Origin of the sequence: Stenotrophomonas sp. SMYL41 (genome assembly GCF_036319965.1) — a bacterium.
Taxonomy (GTDB): Bacteria; Pseudomonadota; Gammaproteobacteria; order Xanthomonadales; family Xanthomonadaceae; genus Stenotrophomonas; species Stenotrophomonas maltophilia_R.
Genome location: NZ_JAWIRX010000008.1, coordinates 172,829 through 194,335, shown reverse-complemented (window position 1 = coordinate 194,335; position 21,507 = coordinate 172,829). Strand labels below are relative to the sequence as shown.

Below are 21,507 nucleotides of genomic sequence, written 5' to 3'. Positions count from 1 at the left end.
TTCCAGGCGTAGGGGGCGCCTGGCTGTCGACATTCCCGAACGGAGCCTGCCATGTACCACCCGACCCTCAACCAAACCCTGCGCTGTGCAGGCCTGCTGCTGCCGATGGTGCTGCTGACCGCCTGTGGCGGCCACAAGAAGGTGGCCAAGGCGGAAACGCCTGCCGAGACCCCGGTGGTGGAAGTAAAGACGCCGGAGCTGGATGGTCGCGGCAGCTACCGCTTCCTGATGAGCAACGGCGACAAGAAGATGACCGCCGATGAGTTCGATGCCTGGATGAAGGCCAACGGGATCCGTGTCGCCAAAGGCAACGGCCAGGACGCCGCCGCCAAGCCGGTGGTGGTGGCCAGCAAGGACCAGCCCAAGGACAAGAAGAAAAAGAAGTGACGCCTGTGGGTGTCGACCTTGGTCGACACGCCTTGACCGGTGGGGTCAGAGCCCTTTCCGCAGGAAAGGGATCCGACCCCGGCCATGATCAGCCCTTGACCACGCCCAGTTCGACACCGATGCGGGTGAAGGCATCGATCGCGCGGTCCAGGTGCTCGCGGCTGTGCGCGGCGCTGATCTGGGTACGGATGCGGGCCTGGCCCTTGGGGACCACCGGGAAGAAGAAGCCGATCGCGTAGATGCCTTCTTCCAGCAGGCGCTCGGCGAACTTCTGCGCCAGCGGTGCGTCATACAGCATCACCGGGCTGATCGGATGCACGCCCGGTTTCACGTCGAAGCCGGCGGCGGTCATCTTCTCGCGGAAGTAGGCGGTGTTCTCGGCCAGGGTGCTGCGCAGGTCGTCGGCGGCAGCCAGCATTTCGAACGCCTTGATGCCGGCGGCCACCACATGCGGCGGCAGCGAGTTGGAGAACAGATACGGACGCGAGCGCTGGCGCAGCAGTTCGATCACCTCGGCACTGGCGCAGGTGAAGCCGCCCAGGGCGCCGCCCATGGCCTTGCCCAGGGTGCCGGTGATGATGTCGATCTTTTCCAGCACGCCCTTGACCTCGGCCGAACCACGGCCGGTGGCGCCAAGGAAGCCGGTGGCGTGGCATTCGTCGATGTGCACCAGTGCGTTGTACTTCTTCGCCAGCGCAGTGATTTCGTCCAGCGGCGCGATGAAGCCGTCCATCGAGAACACGCCGTCGGTGGTGATCAGCTTGGTCTTGCAGCCGGCGGCATCAGCGGCCTGCAGCTGCGCTTCCAGGTCGGCCATGTCGCAGTTGGCGTAGCGGAAGCGTTTGGCCTTGCACAGGCGGACGCCGTCGATGATCGAAGCGTGGTTCAGTGCATCGGAAATGATCGCGTCGTTCTCGCCGAGCAGCGGCTCGAACAGGCCGCCGTTGGCATCGAAACAGGCCGCGTACAGGATGGTGTCCTGCTTGCCGAAGAAATCGGCTATCTGCTTCTCCAGCTGCTTGTGCAGGTCCTGGGTGCCGCAGATGAAGCGCACCGAGGCCATGCCGAAGCCGTGCGTGTCCAGCGCGTCCTTGGCGGCCTGGATCAGGTCCGGGTGGTCGGCCAGGCCCAGGTAGTTGTTGGCGCAGAAGTTCAGCACCTTGCGGCCGTCGTCGAGGGTGATCTCGGCGGACTGCGGGCTGGTGATGATCCGCTCGGACTTGAACAGGCCCTGGGCGCGGATGGCGTCCAGTTCCTCGGCGTAGTGGCGGGTCAGGGCGGAGGAGGCGTCGGTCATGGCGTGGGCACGGCTCTGAACGGGGAAACCGTTGATTCTACCGGGCATCGCCGTTCGCCGACCGGGCCGGATGGGCCATCGCCATGGTCGGCGCATGTTGCATCGCAATAGCAAACTGGTTAAGAATTCGTGAACCGGAGCTGTCGCGCTCCGGCTGCTTCCGCCTTCCACGCCTCGCCACCGCCCCCACCGGAGACGCTCATGAAGCACGCCCGTGCCTGCCTCGCCATTGCCGCTGCCCTGACCCTGGCCGCCCCGTTCGCCGCCAGCGCCCAGGAAAACGAATCGCCGTACAGCTGGAACGTCACCGCTGTTTCCGATTACCTGTTCCGTGGTGTGTCGCAGACCGACGAGGATCCGACCCTGCAGGCCGGTTTCACCTACACCAGCCCGGTTGGCCTGTATGCCGGCGTGTGGGGTTCGGGCGTGGATTTCGGTGCCGGTGATCCGAAGACCGAGGTCGACTACCTGATCGGCTACGGCGTGGATGTCACCGAGCGCGTCAACGTTGATGTGCTGCTGAACCGCTACACCTACCTGAAGTCCAGCCACCAGAACTACAACGAGCTGATCACCACCACCACGCTGGATGACACCTACAAGCTGACGGTGGCCTACACCAACGATGTATGGAACAGCAGCACCGATGGCTGGTACTTCGGCCTGGGCGGCAGCTGGGGCCTGCCGAAGGACTTCGCCCTGAATGCCAACGTCGGTCGCAGTACCTTCGAGGATGGCATCGCCAAGGATTACACCGACTGGAACGTCGGCGTCGCGCGCCAGTTCGGCCTGTTCAACGTCGGCCTGGGCTACTACGGCACCGACGGCAACGGCCGCGACAACTCCGGCAAGCTGGCCCACAGCCGGGTGATGCTGTCGGTCGCGATCGGGCAATAACCGGGGCCTGCGGCACCGGCGATTGCCCCGCGCATTTCACCTTATCCCTGCGCCGTTGGCGCCCCCCCTTGAACAACAAGGGGGCTCTCCTCCAGACAGGCAGCGGTACATGAAAAAGGCGCCCACAGGGCGCCCTTTTCTTTCCGGTAGCGCCCGGCCATGCCCGGCGTCGCCGTGTGCCGGGTCAATTCCAGCTCAAAACAACCTTGCCGGCCTTGCCTTCTTCCATCAGGTCGAAGCCCTTCTGGAAGTCGTCGATCGGCAGCTGGTGGGTCATCACCTTGCCGAGTGGGAAACCGGACAGCACCAGCTGGGTCATCTTGTACCAGGTCTCGTACATCTTGCGGCCGTAGATGCCCTGCACGGTCAGGCCCTTGAAGATGATCTTGTCCCAGTCGCAGCCAGCGCCCTTGGGCATGATGCCGAGCATGGCGATCTTGCCGCCGTGGTACATGCAGTCGAGCATGTCGTTGAACGCGCGCGGGTTGCCGCTCATTTCCAGGCCCACGTCGAAGCCCTCCATGTGCAGTTCCTTCATCACGTCCTTCAGCGACTGGTTGGCGACGTTGACCACGCGGGTGGCGCCCATGTCGGCGGCCAGCTTCAGGCGGAAGTCGTTGACGTCGGTCACCACGACGTTGCGCGCACCGATGTGCTTGCAGATGCCGGCGGCGATGATGCCGATCGGGCCGGCACCGGTGATCAGCACGTCTTCGCCGATGACGTTGAACTCCAGCGCACAGTGCGCGGCGTTGCCGTACGGGTCGAAGAACGCGGCCAGCTCCGATGGGATCTGGTCCGGGATCGGCCACAGGTTGCTGGCCGGCATCACCATGTATTCGGCGAAGGCGCCGTTGACGTTGACGCCGATGCCGACGGTATTCGGGCACAGGTGCGGGCGGCCGCCACGGCAGTTGCGGCAGTGGCCGCAGACGATATGGCCTTCGGCCGAGACGCGCTGGCCGATCTCGTAGCCGGTCACCGCCGAGCCAAGCGCGGCGACGCGACCGACGAACTCGTGGCCGATGGTCAGGCCCGGCTTGATGGTGCGCTGGCTCCACTCGTCCCACAGGTAGATGTGCAGGTCGGTGCCGCAGATCGCGGTCTTCTCCAGCTTGATCAGGACCTCGTTCGGGCCCGGGGTCGGAACCGGAACTTCTTCCAGCCAGATGCCCTTGGCTGCTTCGCGCTTGACCAGGGCCTTCATCGTTTGCTGCGCCATCGGGGTGGAACTCGTCAGGGGGAAAGCGCGGATTATAGGGTGCCGCGCGGATTTCCCATGTTGCGCTGCGGGTGCAGTGGCGGAACGAAAGGCGTGCGCCAGCGGGCGTTTCGAACGTACTGCAAACAGCAGCGCCTCCCTGGTTCGGGGGAGGGGGCGACCACGCCCCCTCAGGAGGGTTCCCGTGCGCGCGGCGGAACGAAGTGAGCCCATGACTTCCGGGGTTCGGGCCGGGGCAGGGCGGCGGGCTACAATCGAAGGTTCCACTACCAGGGGCCGCTCCATGCGCTCGAACCTGCTTGCATTCTCCATCGTCGCCAGCCTCGGGCTGGCCCAGGTCGCCCATGCCGCTGAAGGCATGTGGGTACCGCAGCAGCTGCCGGAAATTGCCGGTCCGCTGCAGAAGGCCGGCCTGAAGCTGTCCCCGCAGCAGCTGTCCAACCTCACCGGCGACCCGATGGGCGCGGTCGTCGCCCTCGGCGGCTGCACCGCCAGCTTCGTTTCGCCGCAGGGCCTGGTGGTCACCAACCATCACTGCGCCTACGGTGCGATCCAGCTGAATTCGACGGCCGAGAAGAACCTGATCAAGGACGGCTTCAACGCGCCGAAGCACAGCGATGAGCTGAGCGCCGGCCCGAACGCCCGCGTTTACGTGCTCGACCAGATCACCGACGTCACCGCCCAGGCCAAGGCGGCCATTGCCGCCGCCGGCAACGACCCGCTGGCCCGCAGCCGCGCGCTGGACGCCTTCGACAAGGCCCAGGTCGCCGCGTGTGAGGCCGAGGAAGGCTTCCGCTGCCGCCTGTATACCTTCTCCGGCGGCAACACCTACCGCCTGTTCCGCAACATGGAAATCAAGGACGTGCGCCTGGTCTACGCGCCCCCGGGCAGCGTCGGCAAGTACGGCGGCGACGTCGACAACTGGATGTGGCCGCGCCACACCGGCGACTTCTCGTTCTACCGCGCCTACGTCGGCAAGGACGGCAAGCCGGCCGCGTTCTCGGCCGACAACGTGCCGTACCAGCCCAAGCACTTCCTGAAGTTCACCGACCAGCCGCTCGGCGCCGGAGACTTCGTGATGGTGGCCGGCTATCCGGGCCGCACCAACCGCTACGCGCTGGCCGGTGAGTTCAACGAAACCGCCAGCTGGACCTACCCGACCATCGCCAAGCACTACAACGCGGTGCTGAAGATGATCGATGAGGCGGGCAAGGCCGACGCCGACGTCAAGGTGAAGTACGCCGCCACCGCGGCCAGCATGAACAACGTGGCCAAGAACTACGCCGGCCAGCTGGAAGGCTTCAAGCGCATCGACGCCGCTGGCCAGAAGCAGGCTGAAGAAGCCGCCGTGCTGGCCTGGCTGAAGAAGCAGGGCGCCGCCGGCAAGCCGGCCCTGGCGGCGCACGCGCAGCTGCTCAAGCACCTGGATACCAGCAGGTCGACCCGCGAACGCGACCTGTTCGTCGGTCAGTTCAACAACACCTCGGCCGTTGGCGCAGCGATCACCCTGTACCGCCTGTCGATCGAGCGCAGCAAGCCGGATGCCGAGCGTGAGGTCGGCTACCAGCAGCGCGACCTGCCGACCCTGGAAGGCGGCCTGAAGCAGATGGATCGCCGCTATGTGGCGAAGATGGACCAGCAGCTGCAGGCCTACTGGCTGGAGCAGTACGTTGCCCTGCCGGCCGCGCAGCGCAACAACGACGTGCTGAACAAATGGCTGGGCGGCAGCGATGCCAGCGCCGTCAAGGCGCTGGTGAGCAAGCTGTCGGGCACCGAGCTGGGCAGCCTGGATGCGCGCCTGAAGTGGTTCAAGGCCGACCGCGCTGCGTTCGAAGCCAGCACCGACCCGGCCATCCAGTACGCGGTGGCGATCATGCCGTCGCTGCTGAAGCAGGAAGAGCAGAAGAAGATCCGCGAAGGCGAGTCGCTGACCGCACGCCCGCTGTACCTGCAGGCACTGGCCGACTACAAGAAGAGCCAGGGCGAGTTCGTGTACCCCGATGCCAACCTGTCGCTGCGCATCACCTTCGGCAACGTGATGGGCTATGAGCCCAAGGATGGCGTGGCCTACACCCCGTTCACCACGCTGGAAGGCATCGTCGCCAAGGACACCGGCGTCGATCCGTTCGATGCGCCCAAGGCGCTGCTCGACGCGGCCAAGGCCAAGCGCTACGGCGGCCTGGAAGACAAGCGCGTCGGCTCGGTGCCGGTGAACTTCCTGTCCAACCTGGACATCACCGGTGGCAACTCCGGCTCGCCGGTGCTGGATGCGAACGGCAAGCTGGTCGGCCTGGCCTTCGACGGCAACTGGGAATCGGTCAGTTCCAACTGGGTGTTCGACCCGGTGATGACCCGCATGATCGCGGTCGACAGCCGCTACATGCAGTGGATCATGCAGGAAGTGGCGCCGGCACCGGAGCTGCTGAAGGAACTGAACCTGGCCAAATAACCCGGTTGCGGTAGTGCCGGCCGCTGGCCGGCAAACCTCGACCCAATGACCGGAAACTCCGGAACCCCGCGACGCAGGTCGCGGGGTTTTTTCATGCCCGGCCCGGCCCGGTGCGCCGAACAGGTATCATCGCTGTTCCGCGTACTTCACAGGATGTGAACGAAACGCGGAAACCTCCTCCCCCCAGGACCCCTTGCACGCATGCGCATCCTGCTTGCCCGCCACGGCGAAACGCCGTGGAACGCCGAAGGCCGCTACCAGGGCCAGATCGACATCCCGCTTTCGCCGATCGGTGAAGCCCAGGCCCAGGCACTGGGTGCCCGCCTGGCCTCGGTCGACATCACCCGTGCCGTCGCCTCGCCGCTGTCGCGCGCGCAGCGCACCGCGCAGCTGGCGCTCGGCGCCGCCCGTGCCGACATGCTGCTGACCGAGCCGGAGCTGCAGGAAATCGCCCATGGCGAATGGGAAGGGCTGCTGGCCAGCGAGATCCACGAGAAGGATCCGTCGCGCCTGCAGGCCTGGCGCGAGGAACCGGATACCGTTCTGATGCCCGGCGGCGAATCGCTTCGCCTGGTGCTGGAGCGCAGCTGGCGCGGCCTTGCCCGCGCTGCCGAAGGCCTTGGCGAACACGACACCCTGCTGGTGGTCGCCCATGACGCGGTCAACCGGGTGATCCTGTGCAGGGTGCTGGGCCTGCCGATCTCCCGTCTGTGGACCTTCCGCCAGGCACCGACCACGCTCAACCTGCTCGAAGGCGCCGACCTGGACAGCCTGGAGGTGGTGCGCCTGAACGACTGCGCCCACCACACCCCGTTCTTCGGTGAAGCCAAGCACCGCGCTCTCTGATCCATCCTCCCGCATCAACTGCTTCTGCTGGAACCGCTGCCGTGACGAACACCCCGACCACCCTGGCCGACTGGCTGGATTACATTGAACGCCAGCACCCGGCGACCATCGACATGGGCCTGGAGCGCGTGCGCGCCGTAGCCACGGCGATGGGGCTGGGGACGCCGGCCCAGCGCACCATCGTGGTCGGTGGTACCAACGGCAAGGGCTCCACCGTGGCCTTCATCGAAGCCATTGCGCGCGCGGCGGGCTGGAAGGTCGGCGCCTACACCTCGCCGCACCTGCTGCGCTACAACGAGCGCGTGCGCATCGACGGGCAGGAGGTGGACGATGCCGCGCTGGTCGCTGCGTTCAACGCAGTCGAGGCCGCGCGTGGCGAGATCACGCTGACCTATTTCGAGTACGGCACGCTGGCCGCGCTGCAGCTGTTCGCCGACGCCGGGCTGGACCTGGCGGTACTGGAAGTGGGCCTGGGCGGTCGACTGGATGCGGTCAACATCATCGATGCCGACGTGGCCGTGATCACCACCGTGGACATCGACCATGCCGAATGGCTGGGCGAGGACCGCGAAGCGATCGGCACCGAGAAGGCCGGCATCATCCGTGGCTGGAAGCCGGTGATCCTGGGCGAGACCGATCCGCCCTCGAGCGTGCTCGCACGTGCCTACCTGGTCGGTGCCAATGCGATCCGGGGTGGCAGCGATTACTTCTACGAGCCGATCGATGCCCAGCGCTGGCGCTGGCGCGACGTCGGCCTGCGCATGGAACTGCCGGCGCCGGCGCTGGCCGGCCCGATCCAGCTGGCCAATGCGGGTGCTGCCATCGCTGCGCTGCGTGCGCTGGACAAGCCGGTGCCGCGCGCCGCGTGGGCTGCCGGTATCGCGGCGGCGCGCATCCCTGGCCGCCTGCAGGCGTTCGAGCGGGAGGGTGTGCAGATCCGCGTCGACGTCGGGCACAACCCGCAGGCGGCGGGCCAGCTGGCGCGCGCGCTGAAGGCCGAAGCGGCAGCCGGGCGCACCCTCGCGGTATACGCCGCGCTGCAGGACAAGGACGTGGTAGGCGTGGTGCAGGCGCTGCAGGACGTGGTCGGCGAGTGGACCCTGGCGGGCCTGGACGGCCCGCGCGGGCAGAGCGCTGCCCAGTTGCAGGCGCGCCTGGCCAGCACGGCTGCGGCCCAGGCACAGCGGGTTGATAGCGTCGAACAGGCGCTGGCACAGGTGTTGTCACGGGCCGAACGCGGTGACCGCGTGCTGGTGTTCGGCTCCTTCCATACCGCTGCTGCCGCGCTGCAATGGTTGCAGGGCGCCGCCTGATCCGCGTTCAGCCAATGCCGACGCCGTCCGGTCCGGCACCCGTATAATCGACTGCAACCTCCGGACAGTTGCCGCCTCACGTGGATACGCCTCTGAAACAGCGTCTGATTGGTGCCATCGTGCTGGTCGCGCTGGCCGTGATTTTCCTGCCGATGCTGGTCAAGGGACCGGCGCCGGACAGCGGTGTGGCCTCGGTGCCGATCGCCGCGCCGGATGCACCGGCCGATGGCCAGTTCGAAACCCGTGAGCTGCCGCTGGTTGCTCCGGCCGGTGGAGCCACCGGCCTGCAGGCCGGGCAGGCCAAGCCCCTGCAGGAGGCCGCCGCCCCGGCCACTCCGCCGACCGTGGACACGTCTCCGGCCGTTGCCGCCGGCAACTACGCCGTCACGTTTGGCGCCTACGGCAGCAAGGCCGACGCCGACGCGGTCATCGCCTACCTGCAGCGCTCGCAGCTGCCGGGCTTTGCCGAAACGACCACCATCAACGGGCGCCAGGCGTGGCGTGTGCGCGTCGGACCGTATGCCGACCGTGCGCAGGCCGAGGCTGCCCGCCTGCAGGCGGTGAAGGTCCGCGCCGATGTAAAGGCCGAAGTCATCGCCCTGGACGCGGCAGCAGGCAGCAGTGCGGCGGTCGCCGCCACGCCGGCGCCGACTGCCAGCGCCCCGGCTGCGGCCACTACGCCGTCGGCCACCAGCAACCCGGTGCGCAGCGAAAGCCTGCCGCCGAGCACGCCGACGGCGGCCACCAAGCCGGAACCGCCCAAGCCGGCGCCGAAGCCGGAAGCCAAGCCCGAGCCGAAGCCGGAGGCCACCGCCAGCAAGCCGGCGGCGGCACCGGCCACGCCGGCCGCACCGGCGGCCAGTGGCGTCGGCTTCGCTGTGCAGCTGGGCGCGTTCGGCCAGGCCAACGATGCCAATGCGCTGCGCGACAAGGTCCGTGCCGCCGGCTTCAGTGCTTTCGTCGAGCAGGTGCGCACCGAAAAGGGCACCCTGCATCGCGTCCGCGTCGGGCCGGTGGCCAACCGGGCTGACGCCGAGCAGTTGAAGGCGCAGGTCGCCGCCAAGGTCGGCGTGGCCGGCATGGTCCGACCGCACCCATGACCCACGCGCAGGCCCGTTGCCAGCGCCGCCGAAGGAGCGGGGCGCCATGATCGACGTGGTGCTGCTGATCGTGATCGCCGCCTCGACTCTGCTCGGGATGCTGCGTGGCTTTGTTGGAATCGTCATCGGCACGCTGTCGTGGCTGCTGGCCGCGTGGGCGGCCTTCGCCTTCGGTAACGATGCGGCACGCTGGTGGGCGGCGCCGGCCGCGCCTGGCGGCGAGCACTTCGTCGGCGGCTACCTGGGCGTGGGAATTGGCGTGATGATCGTGGTCGCGGTGATCGGCATGGTCATCAAGGCGATGATCCACCGCAGCATGCTGACCAGCCTGGACCGGTTGCTGGGCGGCGTGCTGGGAGCCGTGCGTGGCGGCCTGATCGCGGCGATCCTGGTGCTGCTGGCCGGTTTCACCCCGCTGACCGCCGAACCCTCCTGGAAGCGCTCGGCGGTCCGCCCGGTGCTGAACCCGGCCGTGGCCTGGATGAACGGGAAGCTGCCGCACTGGCAGGTGCCCGGCGCCGATCTGCTGCCCAAGACCTTGCCGACCGACATGCTGTCCCCATCTGCATTGATGGAGCTGGGAAAGAACGCAGGCGCCGATTTGGGAAAGCCGGGCGCGGCAGGCGATAATGGCATCCTCAACCAGGTAGTGGCGGGCGGCGGATGGCTGCGGCCCGCGAAAGCGGAACAGGGCGACGCATACGATCCGGCCGAAGTGCGCCCGGACGCCCCAGCACTGCCGGACAGTATCGAGCCGGGCGATCCGGCCAATGTCGACCGCGGGCGCGGCGACCACCGCGGCCAGGTACGGCCACCTTCCTTGTAACTGGGCACAGCCCAGCGGAGACTTCGCACCATGTGTGGCATCGTCGGAATCGTCGGCAACCAGAACGTCGCCGGGCAGTTGTATGACGGCTTGACCGTTCTCCAGCATCGCGGCCAGGATGCGGCGGGCATCGCCACGGCCAATGGCAGCCGCCTGCGGGTGCAGAAGGCCACCGGCCTGGTCCGCGATGTGTTCGATGCACGCACCATGTCCACCCTGGAAGGCAGTGTCGGCATCGCCCATGTGCGCTACCCGACCGCCGGCTCGGAAGGCATGGACGAGGCGCAGCCGTTCTACGTCAACTCACCGTACGGCATCGCGCTGGCCCACAACGGCAACCTGATCAACACCGAGGCGCTGCGCCAGCAGGTGTTCGAACAGGACCGCCGCAACGTCAACACCGATTCGGACAGCGAAGTGCTGCTGAACGTGTTCGCCTACGAACTGGAGCAGCAGCGCCAGCTCAGCCCGGAAGCCGCGATCCGCGCGGTGGCCGGCGTGCACCGCCGCTGCAAGGGCGGCTATGCGGTGGTCAGCGTGGTACTGGGCCTGGGCCTGGTTGCCTTCCGCGACCCGCATGGCATCCGCCCGCTGGTACTGGGCAAGCGCAGCCATGCCGAGGGCGACGAGTACATCGTGGCCTCCGAGTCGGCCGCGCTGGACGTACTGGGCTTCCAGCGCGTGCGTGACGTGCAGCCGGGTGAAGCGCTGGTGATCACCGCGCGCGGCGAGCTGTTCTCCGAGATCTGCGCCGAGCCGGCCGAACACACACCGTGCATCTTCGAGTATGTGTACTTCGCGCGCCCGGATTCGATGATCGACAATGTCTCGGTGCACAAGGCGCGCATGCGCATGGGCATCAAGCTGGGCGAGAAGATCCTGCGCCTGCGCCCGGACCACGACATCGACACCATCATCCCGATCCCGGATACCTCGCGCGATGCCGCGCTGGAGATCTCCAACGTGCTTGGGGTGAAGTACCGCGAGGGCTTCATCAAGAACCGCTACATCGGCCGCACCTTCATCATGCCGGGCCAGGGCGAACGCGTGAAGTCGGTGCGCCGCAAGCTCAACCCGATCCACCTGGAGTTCCGCAACCGCGTGGTGCTGCTGGTGGACGACTCGATTGTGCGTGGCACCACCAGCCAGCAGATCGTGCAGATGGCCCGTGATGCGGGCGCGCGCAAGGTCTACCTGGCCAGCGCGGCGCCGCCGGTTCGCTACCCGAACATCTACGGCATCGACATGCCGGCGGCCGAAGAGCTGGTCGCGCACAACCGCACCGTGGAAGAGATCGAAGCCCACCTGGGCTGCGACTGGCTGATCTACCAGGACCTGGAAGACATGGAAGCGGCGGTCAGCGAGGGCAACCCGGCGCTGCGCAACTTCGATTCGTCCTGCTTCAACGGCCACTACCCGACGGGTATCGAGCCGGGCTACTTCGAGCGCATCCAGCAGTTGCGTTCGGACGACGCCAAGCACAAGCGCCGCGCCTGAGGTCCAGGCGTGGTTGCGGTGCCCGATGTTGGTGGTGACCTGCTGCGCGCGGCGCAGCAGTGCCTGGCTGAAGCCGACCCGCTGCGCAAGGTGGCGCTGACCCAGGCGTATGCGGCCGCGTTCCGTGCCGGCCGCCTGAGGGTGACCGCCGATGCGCCGCCGCCGGAACCGATCCGCATGCCTGGCCGGCCGGCTCGGCTGGTGCTGGTGCATCCGCGCGAAGTGCCGCGGCGTGGCCTGGGTGGCGTGGAAGGGCGTGCCGCCTTCATCCACGCCATCGCCCACATCGAACTCAATGCGATCGACCTGGCCTGGGATGCGGTGTACCGCTTCCGCGGCCTGCCACCGGCGTTCCATGCCGACTGGGTCAGCTGTGCCGACGACGAATCGCGGCACTTCATGCTGCTGCGCGAGCGCCTGCAGGTACACGGCCACGACTACGCCGATTTTCCCGCGCACAACGGCCTGTGGGAAATGTGCGGGAAGACCGCCCATGATGGTCTGGCGCGCATGGCACTGGTACCGCGCGTGCTGGAAGCGCGTGGCCTGGACGTGACCCCGGGCATGATCGAAAAACTGCGCAATGTGGGTGATGGCGATACCGCCGACGTACTGGAAGTGATCCTGCGCGAGGAAGTGGCGCACGTTGCGGCCGGTTCGCGCTGGTACCGCTGGTACTGTGATCGCGCCGGTGTCGAACCGCGCGCGCGGTTCAAGGAGCTGCTGGTGGAATACGCCGGCGGCTACCTGCATGGGCCGTTCAACATCGAAGCGCGCCTGCTGGCCGGCTTCGATGCCGACGAGCTCGCCAACCTGGTCGAACAGGCCGGCTGACAGAAAAGGGGACGGAGGGGATTAAGTCGTTTGTGGCACAAACGACTTAATCCCCTCCGTCCCTTTTTTCATGCGTTCGGCAACACCACGCGCTTGCCATCCACCGTTGGCCGGTTGATGTAGAACAGGCCGGGACCCGGCCTGTAGGGCAGTTCGCTGACGCCGGCGTCGGCGGTGTAGGTCAGTGCAGTGTCGCCCAGTGCATCGAAATTCCAGTGTGCCGACTGCATCAGGTAGCGTCGGCGCAGCAGCGCCTCCTGGGGCTGGGTCAGCGCCTGTCCGGCCACCAGTCGGCGTGCGATCGGCTGCAGGGAGGACGGCAGCTCCCAGCCGGGAACTCCAGCGGCATTGGCGGTCCATTGCACGCCGGCATCGATGGCGTGCTGCTGCATCACCTGCAGCGCGATCAACTGGTAGCGCCAATCGATGCGCCGGCGCAGCACCGCAGCCGCGGTGACGTACAGCACCGGGGAGAGCAGCACGCTGCGGCTGCCGGCGCGACGCTGCTGTTGCCACTGGTGCCAGACATCCACCCAGACCTCCTTTTCACCCACGCCCAGCTGCTGCCGCCAGCGCTCGGCATCGGCCTGCGTTTCGGCGTAGGCCGTGGTGGCCTGCAGCAACGCCAGTGGAGGGACCTGGTAGTCGGCAACGGCCGGGCGACGCAACTGCTGCCGGCGCGGGCGGCTGAGCAGCTTGGGACCTTCTTCCAGCTGGTTGTAGCCACCGCCGATGTTGGCGTGCACGCCGGGCAGGGCGATCTCGGTGAACGGCGGTGCCACCGTGGTCAGCGGATAGTGCTGGCGATGTTCGTCGCGCGCGGTCAACTGCACCACGCGCGCAGCGATGCCGCTGCGCAGGGCGAGCTGCGGGTGTTCGTCGGCGCGGCCACCACTGACCGCAACCACGGTGTCGAACAGTCCGATGAAGCGCAGCACCGGCGTGACGGCGGCGAAGTGCACAGTGCAGGGCAGGCCGGCGCCCTGCAGCAGCTGGCGCCAGCGCGCGCTGTCCCAGGCCTGCAGCTGGTTTGCGATATCACGTGCCGCGGCAGCACCGCGCGAATAGCCGAACAGATCCACCTGCACGCTATGCAGCGGTCGTTGCCAGCGCGCGGACAGCTCGGCCAGTGCCGCCGGCAGCAGCACCTGCAGCGCGCGCTGCACTTTCGCGCGAACGCCACTGGCACCGATGCCGAAGGCCAGTCCGATCAGATCGTCATCGGCATCATCGCGGGTGCCCACGCCCTCGACATAGATCGACAGCGAAGGCACGGCCATCGCATCGCGGCGGCTGTCCGGATACAGCTGTTGCAGGCGCGCGATGTTGGTCAGGCCGTTGTCGTAGCTGCTGGTCAGCCGGCTCTGGTAGGTCGAATCATCATCCGCGCGCAGCTGCGCCGGGCGTGGCTGCGGAACCTGTGGGCGACCGCGCGCCAGGTTGTGTGCGTTGTTGCGGGTGCCATCGAAGAACAGGCCGATCCGCAGCAAGCCGACATCTTCGTCCGTGTCCTGCGATGGTGCCATGTGCATTCCCCGTCGTGGCTGCGTCACGGTAGCGCGAAAGCGGTGTATTGGCGAAGTGTAGTGACGCTTTTGACCTGACTGAACGCAGATGCGGTAGATCACAAATCCCGACTTTCATTTCACTCGCCTATTGAATTCACACGACCCGCGCAGGCCAGATGGCCAGACCCGGCAAACCGGGTCGTGCTGCATCAACGCTGTTCACATCATTCAAGGAGCGACGCAATGTTGTCCAGATCGATTGGTAAAGCGGCAGGTGGCCTGGTCCTGGGTTTGTCGGTGGCAGCGGCCGCGCATGCCGCACCGTTGTTTGAGCCGGTGACGGTCATCAGCCGCGCATCGGCAAGCAGTGAGCCCGCACTTGGCAAGTTGCTGGCCACCCCGTCCACGGCGACGGTACAGGAAGTGCGTGTCGATGCAGCAGCCACTGCACAGCCGCAGCTGGAATTCGAACTGCTCGGCCAGCGCGTGCAGGCGGTGCGCAGCAAGGTTCAGGCGCTGCCCGATGGCGGCAGCATCTGGTACGGCCAGTTCCGTTCGCCCTCGGACAAGCTGACCGCGGCCACCTCCAACGGCCAGGACGATCCCGGCAATTCGCTGATCCTGGTGCGCTCGGGCGATACCATCACCGGCTCGATCCGCAAGGATGGAAAGCTGTACCGCCTGCGCCCGCTGGGCAACCGCCACGTGCTGGTGGAAGTGGATGAGTCGCGGATGCCGGCCGACCATCCGGCCGATTACAACCAGCTGCCGAAGATCCCGATGGGCAACAATGATCGCCTCGGTATCGCCCAGGCTTCGTCCGGCACGCCGGCGACCATCCGCGTGCTGGTGGTGGCGACGAATGCTGCGGTGGCTGCCTATGGCGGCAACATGCAGTCGCTGGTGCAGCTGGCCGTGGCCGAATCCAACCAGGGCTACACCAACAGCAACGTCGGCCTCACCCTGCAGCTGGCCGGGTACGAGACCACCAGCTACGCCGAGTCCGGCAACTTCACCACCGACCTGACCCGCTTCCGCAACACCAGCGACGGCTACATGGACAGCATCCATACCAGCCGCAACAACACCGCCGCAGACGTCGGGGTACTGCTGATCAACAACGCCAGCTACTGCGGTTTGGCCTCGGGCATCGGATCGACAGCGTCGACGGCGTTCGCGGCGGTGTACTGGGATTGCGCGACCGGCTACTACTCGTTCGCGCACGAGATCGGCCATCTGCAGAGCGCGCGGCATGACATCGCCACCGACCCGAGCACGTCGCCGTACGCCTACGGCCATGGCTACCGCTATGAGCCGGCAACCGGCACCGGCTGGCGCACGATCATGGCCTACAACTGCACCCGCAGCTGCCCGCGCCTGAACTACTGGTCCAACCCGAACATCAGCTACAGCGGCATCCCGATGGGCAATGCCAGTACCGCCGACAACCAGCGCGTGCTGGTCAATACCAAGCACACGATCGCGGCATTCCGCTGAGCCTGTATCGTCCGCGGCCGCCTCGTGCGGCCGCGGATTTCCGGCCCGCGCGCATCAGCTGCGGGCAAGAGTATCCAGCGTCCAGCCGCTGGCATCCACGCGCAGCACCGAACCCTGTTCGTACCAGTCACCCAGCACGATGCGGGTGCGCTCGCGACCACCGGCCTGCAGCGTGTGGATCGCCGGCCGGTGCGTATGGCCATGGATCATGGTGTCCACGCCATGGCGCACGAAGGTGGCATCGACTTCGGCAGCGGCCACGTCGGTCACCGACTCGAACTGTGCACGATCGTCCTGTTTCATTTCAGACTGGCGCGCCTGGCTGGCTTCGCGGGCCTTCTGCGCGAACGCGATGCGTGCGGCCAGCGGCTGAGAAAGGAACTGCGCCTGGAACGCCGGATCGCGCGTCTGTGCACGGAACTGCTGGTAGGGGATGTCATCGGTGCACAGCAGGTCACCGTGCTGCAGCAGCACGGGTCGGCCGTACAGTTCGATCATGCACGGGTCGGGCAGGATGCGCAGGCCGGCACGGCGCGCGTAATCCTCGCCGAGCAGGAAGTCGCGGTTGCCGCGGATGAAGTACACCGGCACGCCGCTGTCGGACAGCACCTTCAATGCATCGGCGACGGCATCGGCGGCGGGCGAGGGCGTGTCGTCGCCGATCCAGGCTTCGAACAGGTCGCCAAGAATGTACAGCGCATCGGCGCCGGGCGCCTGCTCGCGCAGGAAGCGGAGGAACAGGTCGGTGATCTCCGGACGGCTGGGGTCCAGATGCAGGTCGGAAATGAACAGCGTGGTCATGCCCGCATTCTAGCCCCTCCCCGATGACGGTAGCGCCGCCGCCATTGTGGGGGTCAGATCCCTTTTCCGAAGGAAAAGGGATCTGACCCCGGGCTACACCGGCAGCGGCAGCCAGGCCAGGCTGGCCGACGCCAGCAGCACCGCGATGCCCGTCGCCGCCAGTACGTCGCTGGGGTAGTGCAGGCCCAGAACCACCCGCGACAGCGCGACGCCGGCGGTGAAGGGGACCAGCAACGGTGCCAGCCAGGGGTAGTAGGCCAGGGCGACGATGGTGAACGACACCGCATGCAGGGTGTGCCCGGAGGGGAAGCTGAATTCGTCCAGCGGTGCCACCCAGGCGCGGATGCGCAGGTCGGCCGCATAGGGCCGCGGGCGCCGGGTCCAGCGCTTGAGGCCCTTGTACAGCAGCAGCGCGGCCAGGCCGGTGGCAGCCATGTGCACCGAGGCGCGCAGGCCATCGAATCCGTCCAGCACCACCAGCGCACCCATCAGCACATACCAGAACACGCCATCGCCGAGCCGGCTGATGATCGAGAACAGGCGGCGCACCCGGCGGCGCCGGCAGTAGTGGTTGGCCCGTCGGCACAGGCGTGCGTCGCGGTCGGCCAGCAACTCAAGCCGCGTGGTGCGCATGGCCGCTCCTCCTCGACTGTGCCAGTTCGGCCAGCAGGGCATCGAACTCGGCTACCACCTGCTGTGGATGCAGGCGCTTCATCGCGCGCGCGGCGTTGCCGCCCAGTTCGCGGCGTTGCGCGTCATCGGCAGCCAGCTGCACGGCGGCCTCGATGAACTGCTCGTCACTGCCCACCGCCGCGCCGTTCTCGCCGTTGCGCAGGTACTCGCGTGCAGCACCATAGTCGAACGCCACGGTGGCGACACCGCTGGCCATGCTTTCCAGAGTCACGTTGCCGAAGGTCTCGCTGCGGCTGGGGAACAGGAACAGATCGCCGCTGGCGAAGTGCCGGGCCAGGGCGTCGCCGCGCTGGATGCCGCAGAAGATGAAGTCGGGATTCTCGTGTGCCAGCCTCTCGCGGGCGGGACCCTCCCCCACCCACACGAAGCGTGCCTTGGGCCGGATCTGCTGCAGCCGGCGAAATGCCTTCACCGCCAGGCCAAGGTTTTTCTCCGCGGCAATGCGGCCGACATAGATCGCCACCAGGCCATTGCCATCCACGCCCCATTCCTCGCGCAGCGCAGGATCGCGCCGGCCCGGATCGAACTGTTGGCTGTCCACCGCGCGGGCCAGCAGGCGCACGCGCTCGAAGCCCTGTTCGCCAAGGAACTGCTGCAGCTCGCGGGTCGGCACCAGGGTGGCGTCCGCCTGGTTGTGGAACCGGCGCATCCAGCGCATGGCGGCAGCCTGCAGCCACGCCACGCCATAGTCGGGCAGGTATTCGTCGAAGCGGGTGTGGAAGCCGCTGGCGACGGGAATCCCGAGGCGGCGTGCAGTACGCAGCGCGGACCATCCGAGTGGACCTTCGGTGGCGATGTAGACCGCATCCGGGCGCTGCTTCTGCCAGTGGCGGCCCAGCCGGATCGGCGCTGGCAGGCCGAAACGCAGGCCGGGGTAGCGGGGCAGGGCGGCACCAGGAACCAGCAGCGTGCCCGGCGCCGAATCCAGTGCTTCGCTGGACTGGCGGGGGCGCACCAGGTCGATCTCGTGCCCGGCTGCGCGCAGACCCTGTTCCAGCCCCTGCACGGTGAGGGCAACGCCGTTCACTTCCGGTGGATAGGTCTCGGTGACGATGGCATAGCGCATGGCGGGCCTCCCGGTTTCCGGCATGCTCGGGCCTGGCGATGTAGCCGACATGACCGCTTTGCGACGGTCAGATGACGGCGGCGCCGGCCACCGTATGGAGGCCCTGCCCCCCTGAAAAAACCACGGCCCCGAAGGGCCGTGGTCGTAGTGCTTCACATCACAGCGCGATGGATCAGAAGCGCTGCTGGTACTTCATGTAGACGAAGCGGCCGATGTCGTAGCCACCGTAATACGAGAAGGCCGAGTTCGGCTTGGTGTACATGATCGGGCCGGTCTTCTCGAACACGTTGTTGGCACCGACCGAGACGGTGGCATCCCACGGCAGCGAGTAACGGAACTGCACGTCGTGGAAGGTGACCGAACCACGCTCGTTGTAGTTGCGTGCGCCCTTGTACCACGGGGCGTACACGCCCGGATCGGAGCACTCGTCCGGATAGGCACGGATGTCCACGCACTGTTCCTTCACGCCGGAATAGTAGCGCGCGGTCCAGCTGACGCCGAAGTTGCCCAGATCCCAGCCCAGCACCAGGTTCGAACGGACGCGGAAGTTGCTGCCGATGCCATTGGAGACAGTCGGCACCACCGTGCTGTCGTTGGTCGAGCGGAACTCGCTCTTGCTGACATAGGTGGTGGCCCAGCCAGCGTTGAACTTGCCGACGCTGGTTTCCAGGCGGTAGTTCAGGTCCAGGTCGTAGCCTTCGGTTTCCATGAAGCCGGAATTGCGGCTGCCGAACTGCAGGGTATCGACGATGCCGGCGGTCGGGCCGGTCGACTTGTCACGGGTGAAGCGCTGGCAGCGTGCATCGATGCCCTGCTCGTAGCAGTCGATCAGGATCTGGGTCGGGCTGTCGGCAACGATGGTGTTGTCGATGCGGATCTTCCACCAGTCCAGCGATGCATTGAAGTTCTTGATGAAGCTCGGGCTCCAGACCAGGCCCAGCGTCTTGCTGGTCGAGGTTTCCGGGGTCAGGGTCGGGTTGGAACCCGACACGAACGGCACCGGCGTCGCATCGACGGAAGTGGCGACCGGCTGATTGCCCTGGCGCAGCTGGCGGAAGGTTGCAGCGTTGGCGATGTCACGGGCGCAGCGGGCGCGAACCTCGGCGCTGGTGCGCGAGGAGCCGAACTGCACGTCGCAGGGATCGCTGAACTGGGCGAAGGTCTGCGAGCCGCCACCGTACAGATCGCTGATGGTCGGGGCGCGGAAGCCTTCAGCCCAGGTACCACGGACCAGCAGCTGGTCGAACGGCTTCCACTTGAAGCCGAACTTGCTGTTGAGCGTGTTGCCGAAGGTGTCGTAGTCCGAGAAGCGGGTGGCACCGTTGAAGGTCAGTTCCTTCGCGCCCGGCAGGTCCGCCAGCACCGGCACGTTGATTTCCAGGTACGCCTCGTTGACCTTGTAGCCGCCACCGGTCGGGCCCGCGGCCAGGTTGGTGGTGGCGCCGGCCTGCGCCAGCGGATCCGGACGGTACTCACCGGTTTCCTTGCGGCTTTCCACACCGAAGGCGAAGCCCAGGTCACCTGCCGGCAGGGTCACGATGGAACCGGCGATGTTGGCGAAGAAGTTCTTGCTGGTGGTCTTGCCGGTGGTGACTTCCGGCGGGAACAGCCAGGCCTGCAGTTCGGCGTTGCCATCGATGCCGTTCGGATCGATCGTGCCGTAAGGCACCAGCGGGTTCCACGGCTTGCACACGTCATAGGAGATCGGCGCGGCAGCGGTGCCGCACTGGACCTTGCCGGTGGCCGCATTGTAGAACGACGGGCCGACGCCGCCAGCGACGCGCGCCTTGTGCAGGTTGCCGGTCGCGATGGTTTCCAGTTCGTTGCGGTTGTACTGGTAGCCCGCTTCCCAGTCGAAGTAGCGGCTGCCGATCTCGAACGAACCGTCGAACGAAGCCACCGCACGGTAGGTCTTCAGCTCGCTGGTGGTCACGCGCGGCACTTCCCAGGTACGGCGGTTCCAGGCCACGGCGGTCGGGGTGGCGTAGCCATGCTGGCGGCCGAACGGGTTGAAGTAGCTGTCGATCGACATCGAACCCACGCCGGCGGTGCTCGACTGCAGCGGGTAGCCGGCGATCTGGCGCACGGCCTTGCGCTTGTTGTAGCCCAGCTCGGTACGGAAGTTGACGTTGTCGGTGATCTTGAAGCGGCCGTCGAAGTACACCGAATCACGCTTGAGCGGGAAGTTCAGGTGCATCTGCTCGTTGGCGTTGCTGACGTCGCCGGTGAACGCCGACGGATCGGTGATGTGGTAGTTCGCCGGGTTGGTCGGGTCGGCACCACGATTGAGCGAGTAGTTGCAGCCGTCCTTCGCGTTGGTGCAGCCTGGGCGACCCTTCAGGCCAGTGAACTGGCCCCACTGGCTGATGGTGGTCCAGTTGGTCAGGTTGTCGGCATGGCGGTCGGTCAGGCCATAGGCGCTGAAGCCGCGGTCCTTGGCCCACACGGCCTTTTCTTCGGCATGTTCGGCCGCGACGGTCAGCGAAATGCGGTCGTTGCTCCAGCCTGCCACCACGTCGAAGCGGTCACGCGCGCCGTCGCCCTGGCTGAACTGGCCGTGGTAGACGTTGGCGGTCACACCGGTGACATTGGAGCGGGTGATGATGTTGACCACGCCGGACATGGCATCGGAACCGTAGATGGCCGACGCGCCATCCTTCAGCACTTCGATGCGCTCCACCGCCGACACCGGAATCGTAGAGATGTCCTGGTAACCGGAGGTGCTGATGCCCAGGCGCTTGCCGTTGATCAGCACCAGCGTGCGCTGGGTGCCCAGGTTGCGCATGTCGATGTACGAACCCCCCGCGTTCTCGCCGGCGGTCAGCGCGTTGGCGCGGCTGATCGCCGGGCTGCCCATTGCGGTGACGTTCTGCAGGATGTCGGCGACCGAGCTGAAACCCTGCTGCTCGATGGCCGTACGGGTGATCGCGAACACCGGCTGGGCGGTTTCCACGTCCACCTGGCGGATGCGTGAGCCGGTGATCTCGATGCGGTCGAGGTTGGTGGGAGTGGCGCTGCTGCCGTCCTGGGCAAACGCGGGCAGGGCGGCCAGCGTTGCGGTGGTAGCCAGGGCGTAGCGGATGGCCTGCCCCAGTGCGGTGGTGCGTGAAGTCATGGCGAGCTCTCTCTCTCAGGTCGTGCAAAGGACGCCAAAGTGGGCGTCGAAGGAGCCAGCAGGGTCAATGACCGAGCCGGTGACCCGATAGTAGTCTCGTTGGTTAATGCCCTGTAAAGAGTTCGTATCAATCTATGTCACGCTGCATCCTCTTCCTTC

At 66.7% G+C, this 21,507-nt stretch carries 17 protein-coding genes; 10 read left to right on the top strand and 7 right to left on the bottom strand.

Going from position 1 to position 21,507, the window contains the following annotated elements; translation table 11 throughout:
- The first annotated feature begins 51 nt into the window (after positions 1–51).
- Entirely contained in the window at positions 52–387 is a 336-nt protein-coding gene (locus V3B30_RS11845; protein WP_100471410.1) for a hypothetical protein, read from the top strand.
- A gap of 88 nt (positions 388–475) precedes the next feature.
- Here V3B30_RS11845 and kbl read toward each other — a convergent pair whose 3' ends face one another.
- Complete coding sequence (kbl, locus tag V3B30_RS11840; RefSeq protein ID WP_005415440.1) at positions 476–1,684, bottom strand: glycine C-acetyltransferase; 1,209 nt, start codon at positions 1,682–1,684, stop codon at positions 476–478.
- A gap of 201 nt (positions 1,685–1,885) precedes the next feature.
- Here kbl and V3B30_RS11835 point away from each other — a divergent pair, with 201 nt between their 5' ends.
- Positions 1,886–2,581 carry a TorF family putative porin gene (locus V3B30_RS11835; RefSeq protein WP_262083153.1) on the top strand — a complete coding sequence of 232 codons (696 nt, stop codon included), beginning with the start codon at positions 1,886–1,888 and terminating at the stop codon, positions 2,579–2,581.
- A gap of 184 nt (positions 2,582–2,765) precedes the next feature.
- On the opposite strand, the gene tdh is transcribed toward V3B30_RS11835, so the two are convergent.
- Positions 2,766–3,788 (bottom strand): L-threonine 3-dehydrogenase, encoded by a 1,023-nt coding sequence (tdh, locus tag V3B30_RS11830; protein WP_010483949.1) that lies wholly within the window; start codon positions 3,786–3,788, stop codon positions 2,766–2,768.
- A gap of 298 nt (positions 3,789–4,086) precedes the next feature.
- Between tdh and V3B30_RS11825 the strand changes: the two genes are divergently transcribed.
- The 7 genes from V3B30_RS11825 (at position 4,087) to V3B30_RS11795 (ending at position 12,668) form a co-directional block, all read left to right on the top strand.
- The gene (locus tag V3B30_RS11825) at positions 4,087–6,252 is read left to right on the top strand and encodes a S46 family peptidase (RefSeq protein WP_262083154.1); all 2,166 of its coding nucleotides are present in this window, start codon (positions 4,087–4,089) and stop codon (positions 6,250–6,252) included.
- Between the two features lie 201 nt (positions 6,253–6,453).
- Complete coding sequence (locus V3B30_RS11820; RefSeq protein WP_100471414.1) at positions 6,454–7,098, top strand: histidine phosphatase family protein; 645 nt, start codon at positions 6,454–6,456, stop codon at positions 7,096–7,098.
- Between the two features lie 41 nt (positions 7,099–7,139).
- Positions 7,140–8,411, top strand: a complete 1,272-nt coding sequence (folC, locus tag V3B30_RS11815; protein WP_100471415.1) for a bifunctional tetrahydrofolate synthase/dihydrofolate synthase — start codon at positions 7,140–7,142, stop codon at positions 8,409–8,411.
- 80 nt (positions 8,412–8,491) lie between these two features.
- The gene (locus V3B30_RS11810; RefSeq protein WP_262083155.1) at positions 8,492–9,511 is read left to right on the top strand and encodes an SPOR domain-containing protein; all 1,020 of its coding nucleotides are present in this window, start codon (positions 8,492–8,494) and stop codon (positions 9,509–9,511) included.
- A gap of 46 nt (positions 9,512–9,557) precedes the next feature.
- Positions 9,558–10,337 carry a CvpA family protein gene (locus V3B30_RS11805; protein ID WP_262083156.1) on the top strand — a complete coding sequence of 260 codons (780 nt, stop codon included), beginning with the start codon at positions 9,558–9,560 and terminating at the stop codon, positions 10,335–10,337.
- Positions 10,338–10,367: 30 nt separating this feature from the next.
- Positions 10,368–11,834: an amidophosphoribosyltransferase gene (purF, locus tag V3B30_RS11800; RefSeq protein ID WP_005408246.1), complete on the top strand. Its 1,467-nt coding sequence runs from the start codon at positions 10,368–10,370 to the stop codon at positions 11,832–11,834.
- A gap of 9 nt (positions 11,835–11,843) precedes the next feature.
- Complete coding sequence (locus V3B30_RS11795; RefSeq protein ID WP_262083157.1) at positions 11,844–12,668, top strand: ferritin-like domain-containing protein; 825 nt, start codon at positions 11,844–11,846, stop codon at positions 12,666–12,668.
- A gap of 68 nt (positions 12,669–12,736) precedes the next feature.
- Here the strand turns inward: V3B30_RS11795 and V3B30_RS11790 are convergent, their stop codons facing one another.
- Positions 12,737–14,194: a DUF2235 domain-containing protein gene (locus V3B30_RS11790; protein ID WP_262083158.1), complete on the bottom strand. Its 1,458-nt coding sequence runs from the start codon at positions 14,192–14,194 to the stop codon at positions 12,737–12,739.
- Between the two features lie 225 nt (positions 14,195–14,419).
- On the opposite strand from V3B30_RS11790, the gene V3B30_RS11785 reads away from it, so the two are divergent.
- Complete coding sequence (locus V3B30_RS11785) at positions 14,420–15,673, top strand: M12 family metallo-peptidase (protein WP_100471420.1); 1,254 nt, start codon at positions 14,420–14,422, stop codon at positions 15,671–15,673.
- A 54-nt stretch (positions 15,674–15,727) separates the two neighbouring features.
- Here the strand turns inward: V3B30_RS11785 and lpxH are convergent, their stop codons facing one another.
- The 4 genes from lpxH to V3B30_RS11765 form a co-directional block, all read right to left on the bottom strand.
- Positions 15,728–16,474: a UDP-2,3-diacylglucosamine diphosphatase gene (lpxH, locus tag V3B30_RS11780; protein ID WP_262083159.1), complete on the bottom strand. Its 747-nt coding sequence runs from the start codon at positions 16,472–16,474 to the stop codon at positions 15,728–15,730.
- A 93-nt stretch (positions 16,475–16,567) separates the two neighbouring features.
- Positions 16,568–17,107 (bottom strand): phosphatase PAP2 family protein, encoded by a 540-nt coding sequence (locus V3B30_RS11775; RefSeq protein WP_100471422.1) that lies wholly within the window; start codon positions 17,105–17,107, stop codon positions 16,568–16,570.
- A complete protein-coding gene (locus V3B30_RS11770; protein ID WP_100471423.1) occupies positions 17,088–18,233 on the bottom strand; it encodes a glycosyltransferase family 1 protein in 1,146 nt (381 codons plus the stop codon). Before V3B30_RS11770 ends, V3B30_RS11775 begins: the two co-directional genes overlap by 20 nt.
- A 172-nt stretch (positions 18,234–18,405) precedes the next feature.
- Positions 18,406–21,348 (bottom strand): TonB-dependent receptor, encoded by a 2,943-nt coding sequence (locus tag V3B30_RS11765; protein WP_262083160.1) that lies wholly within the window; start codon positions 21,346–21,348, stop codon positions 18,406–18,408.
- Between the last annotated feature and the right edge of the window lie 159 nt (positions 21,349–21,507).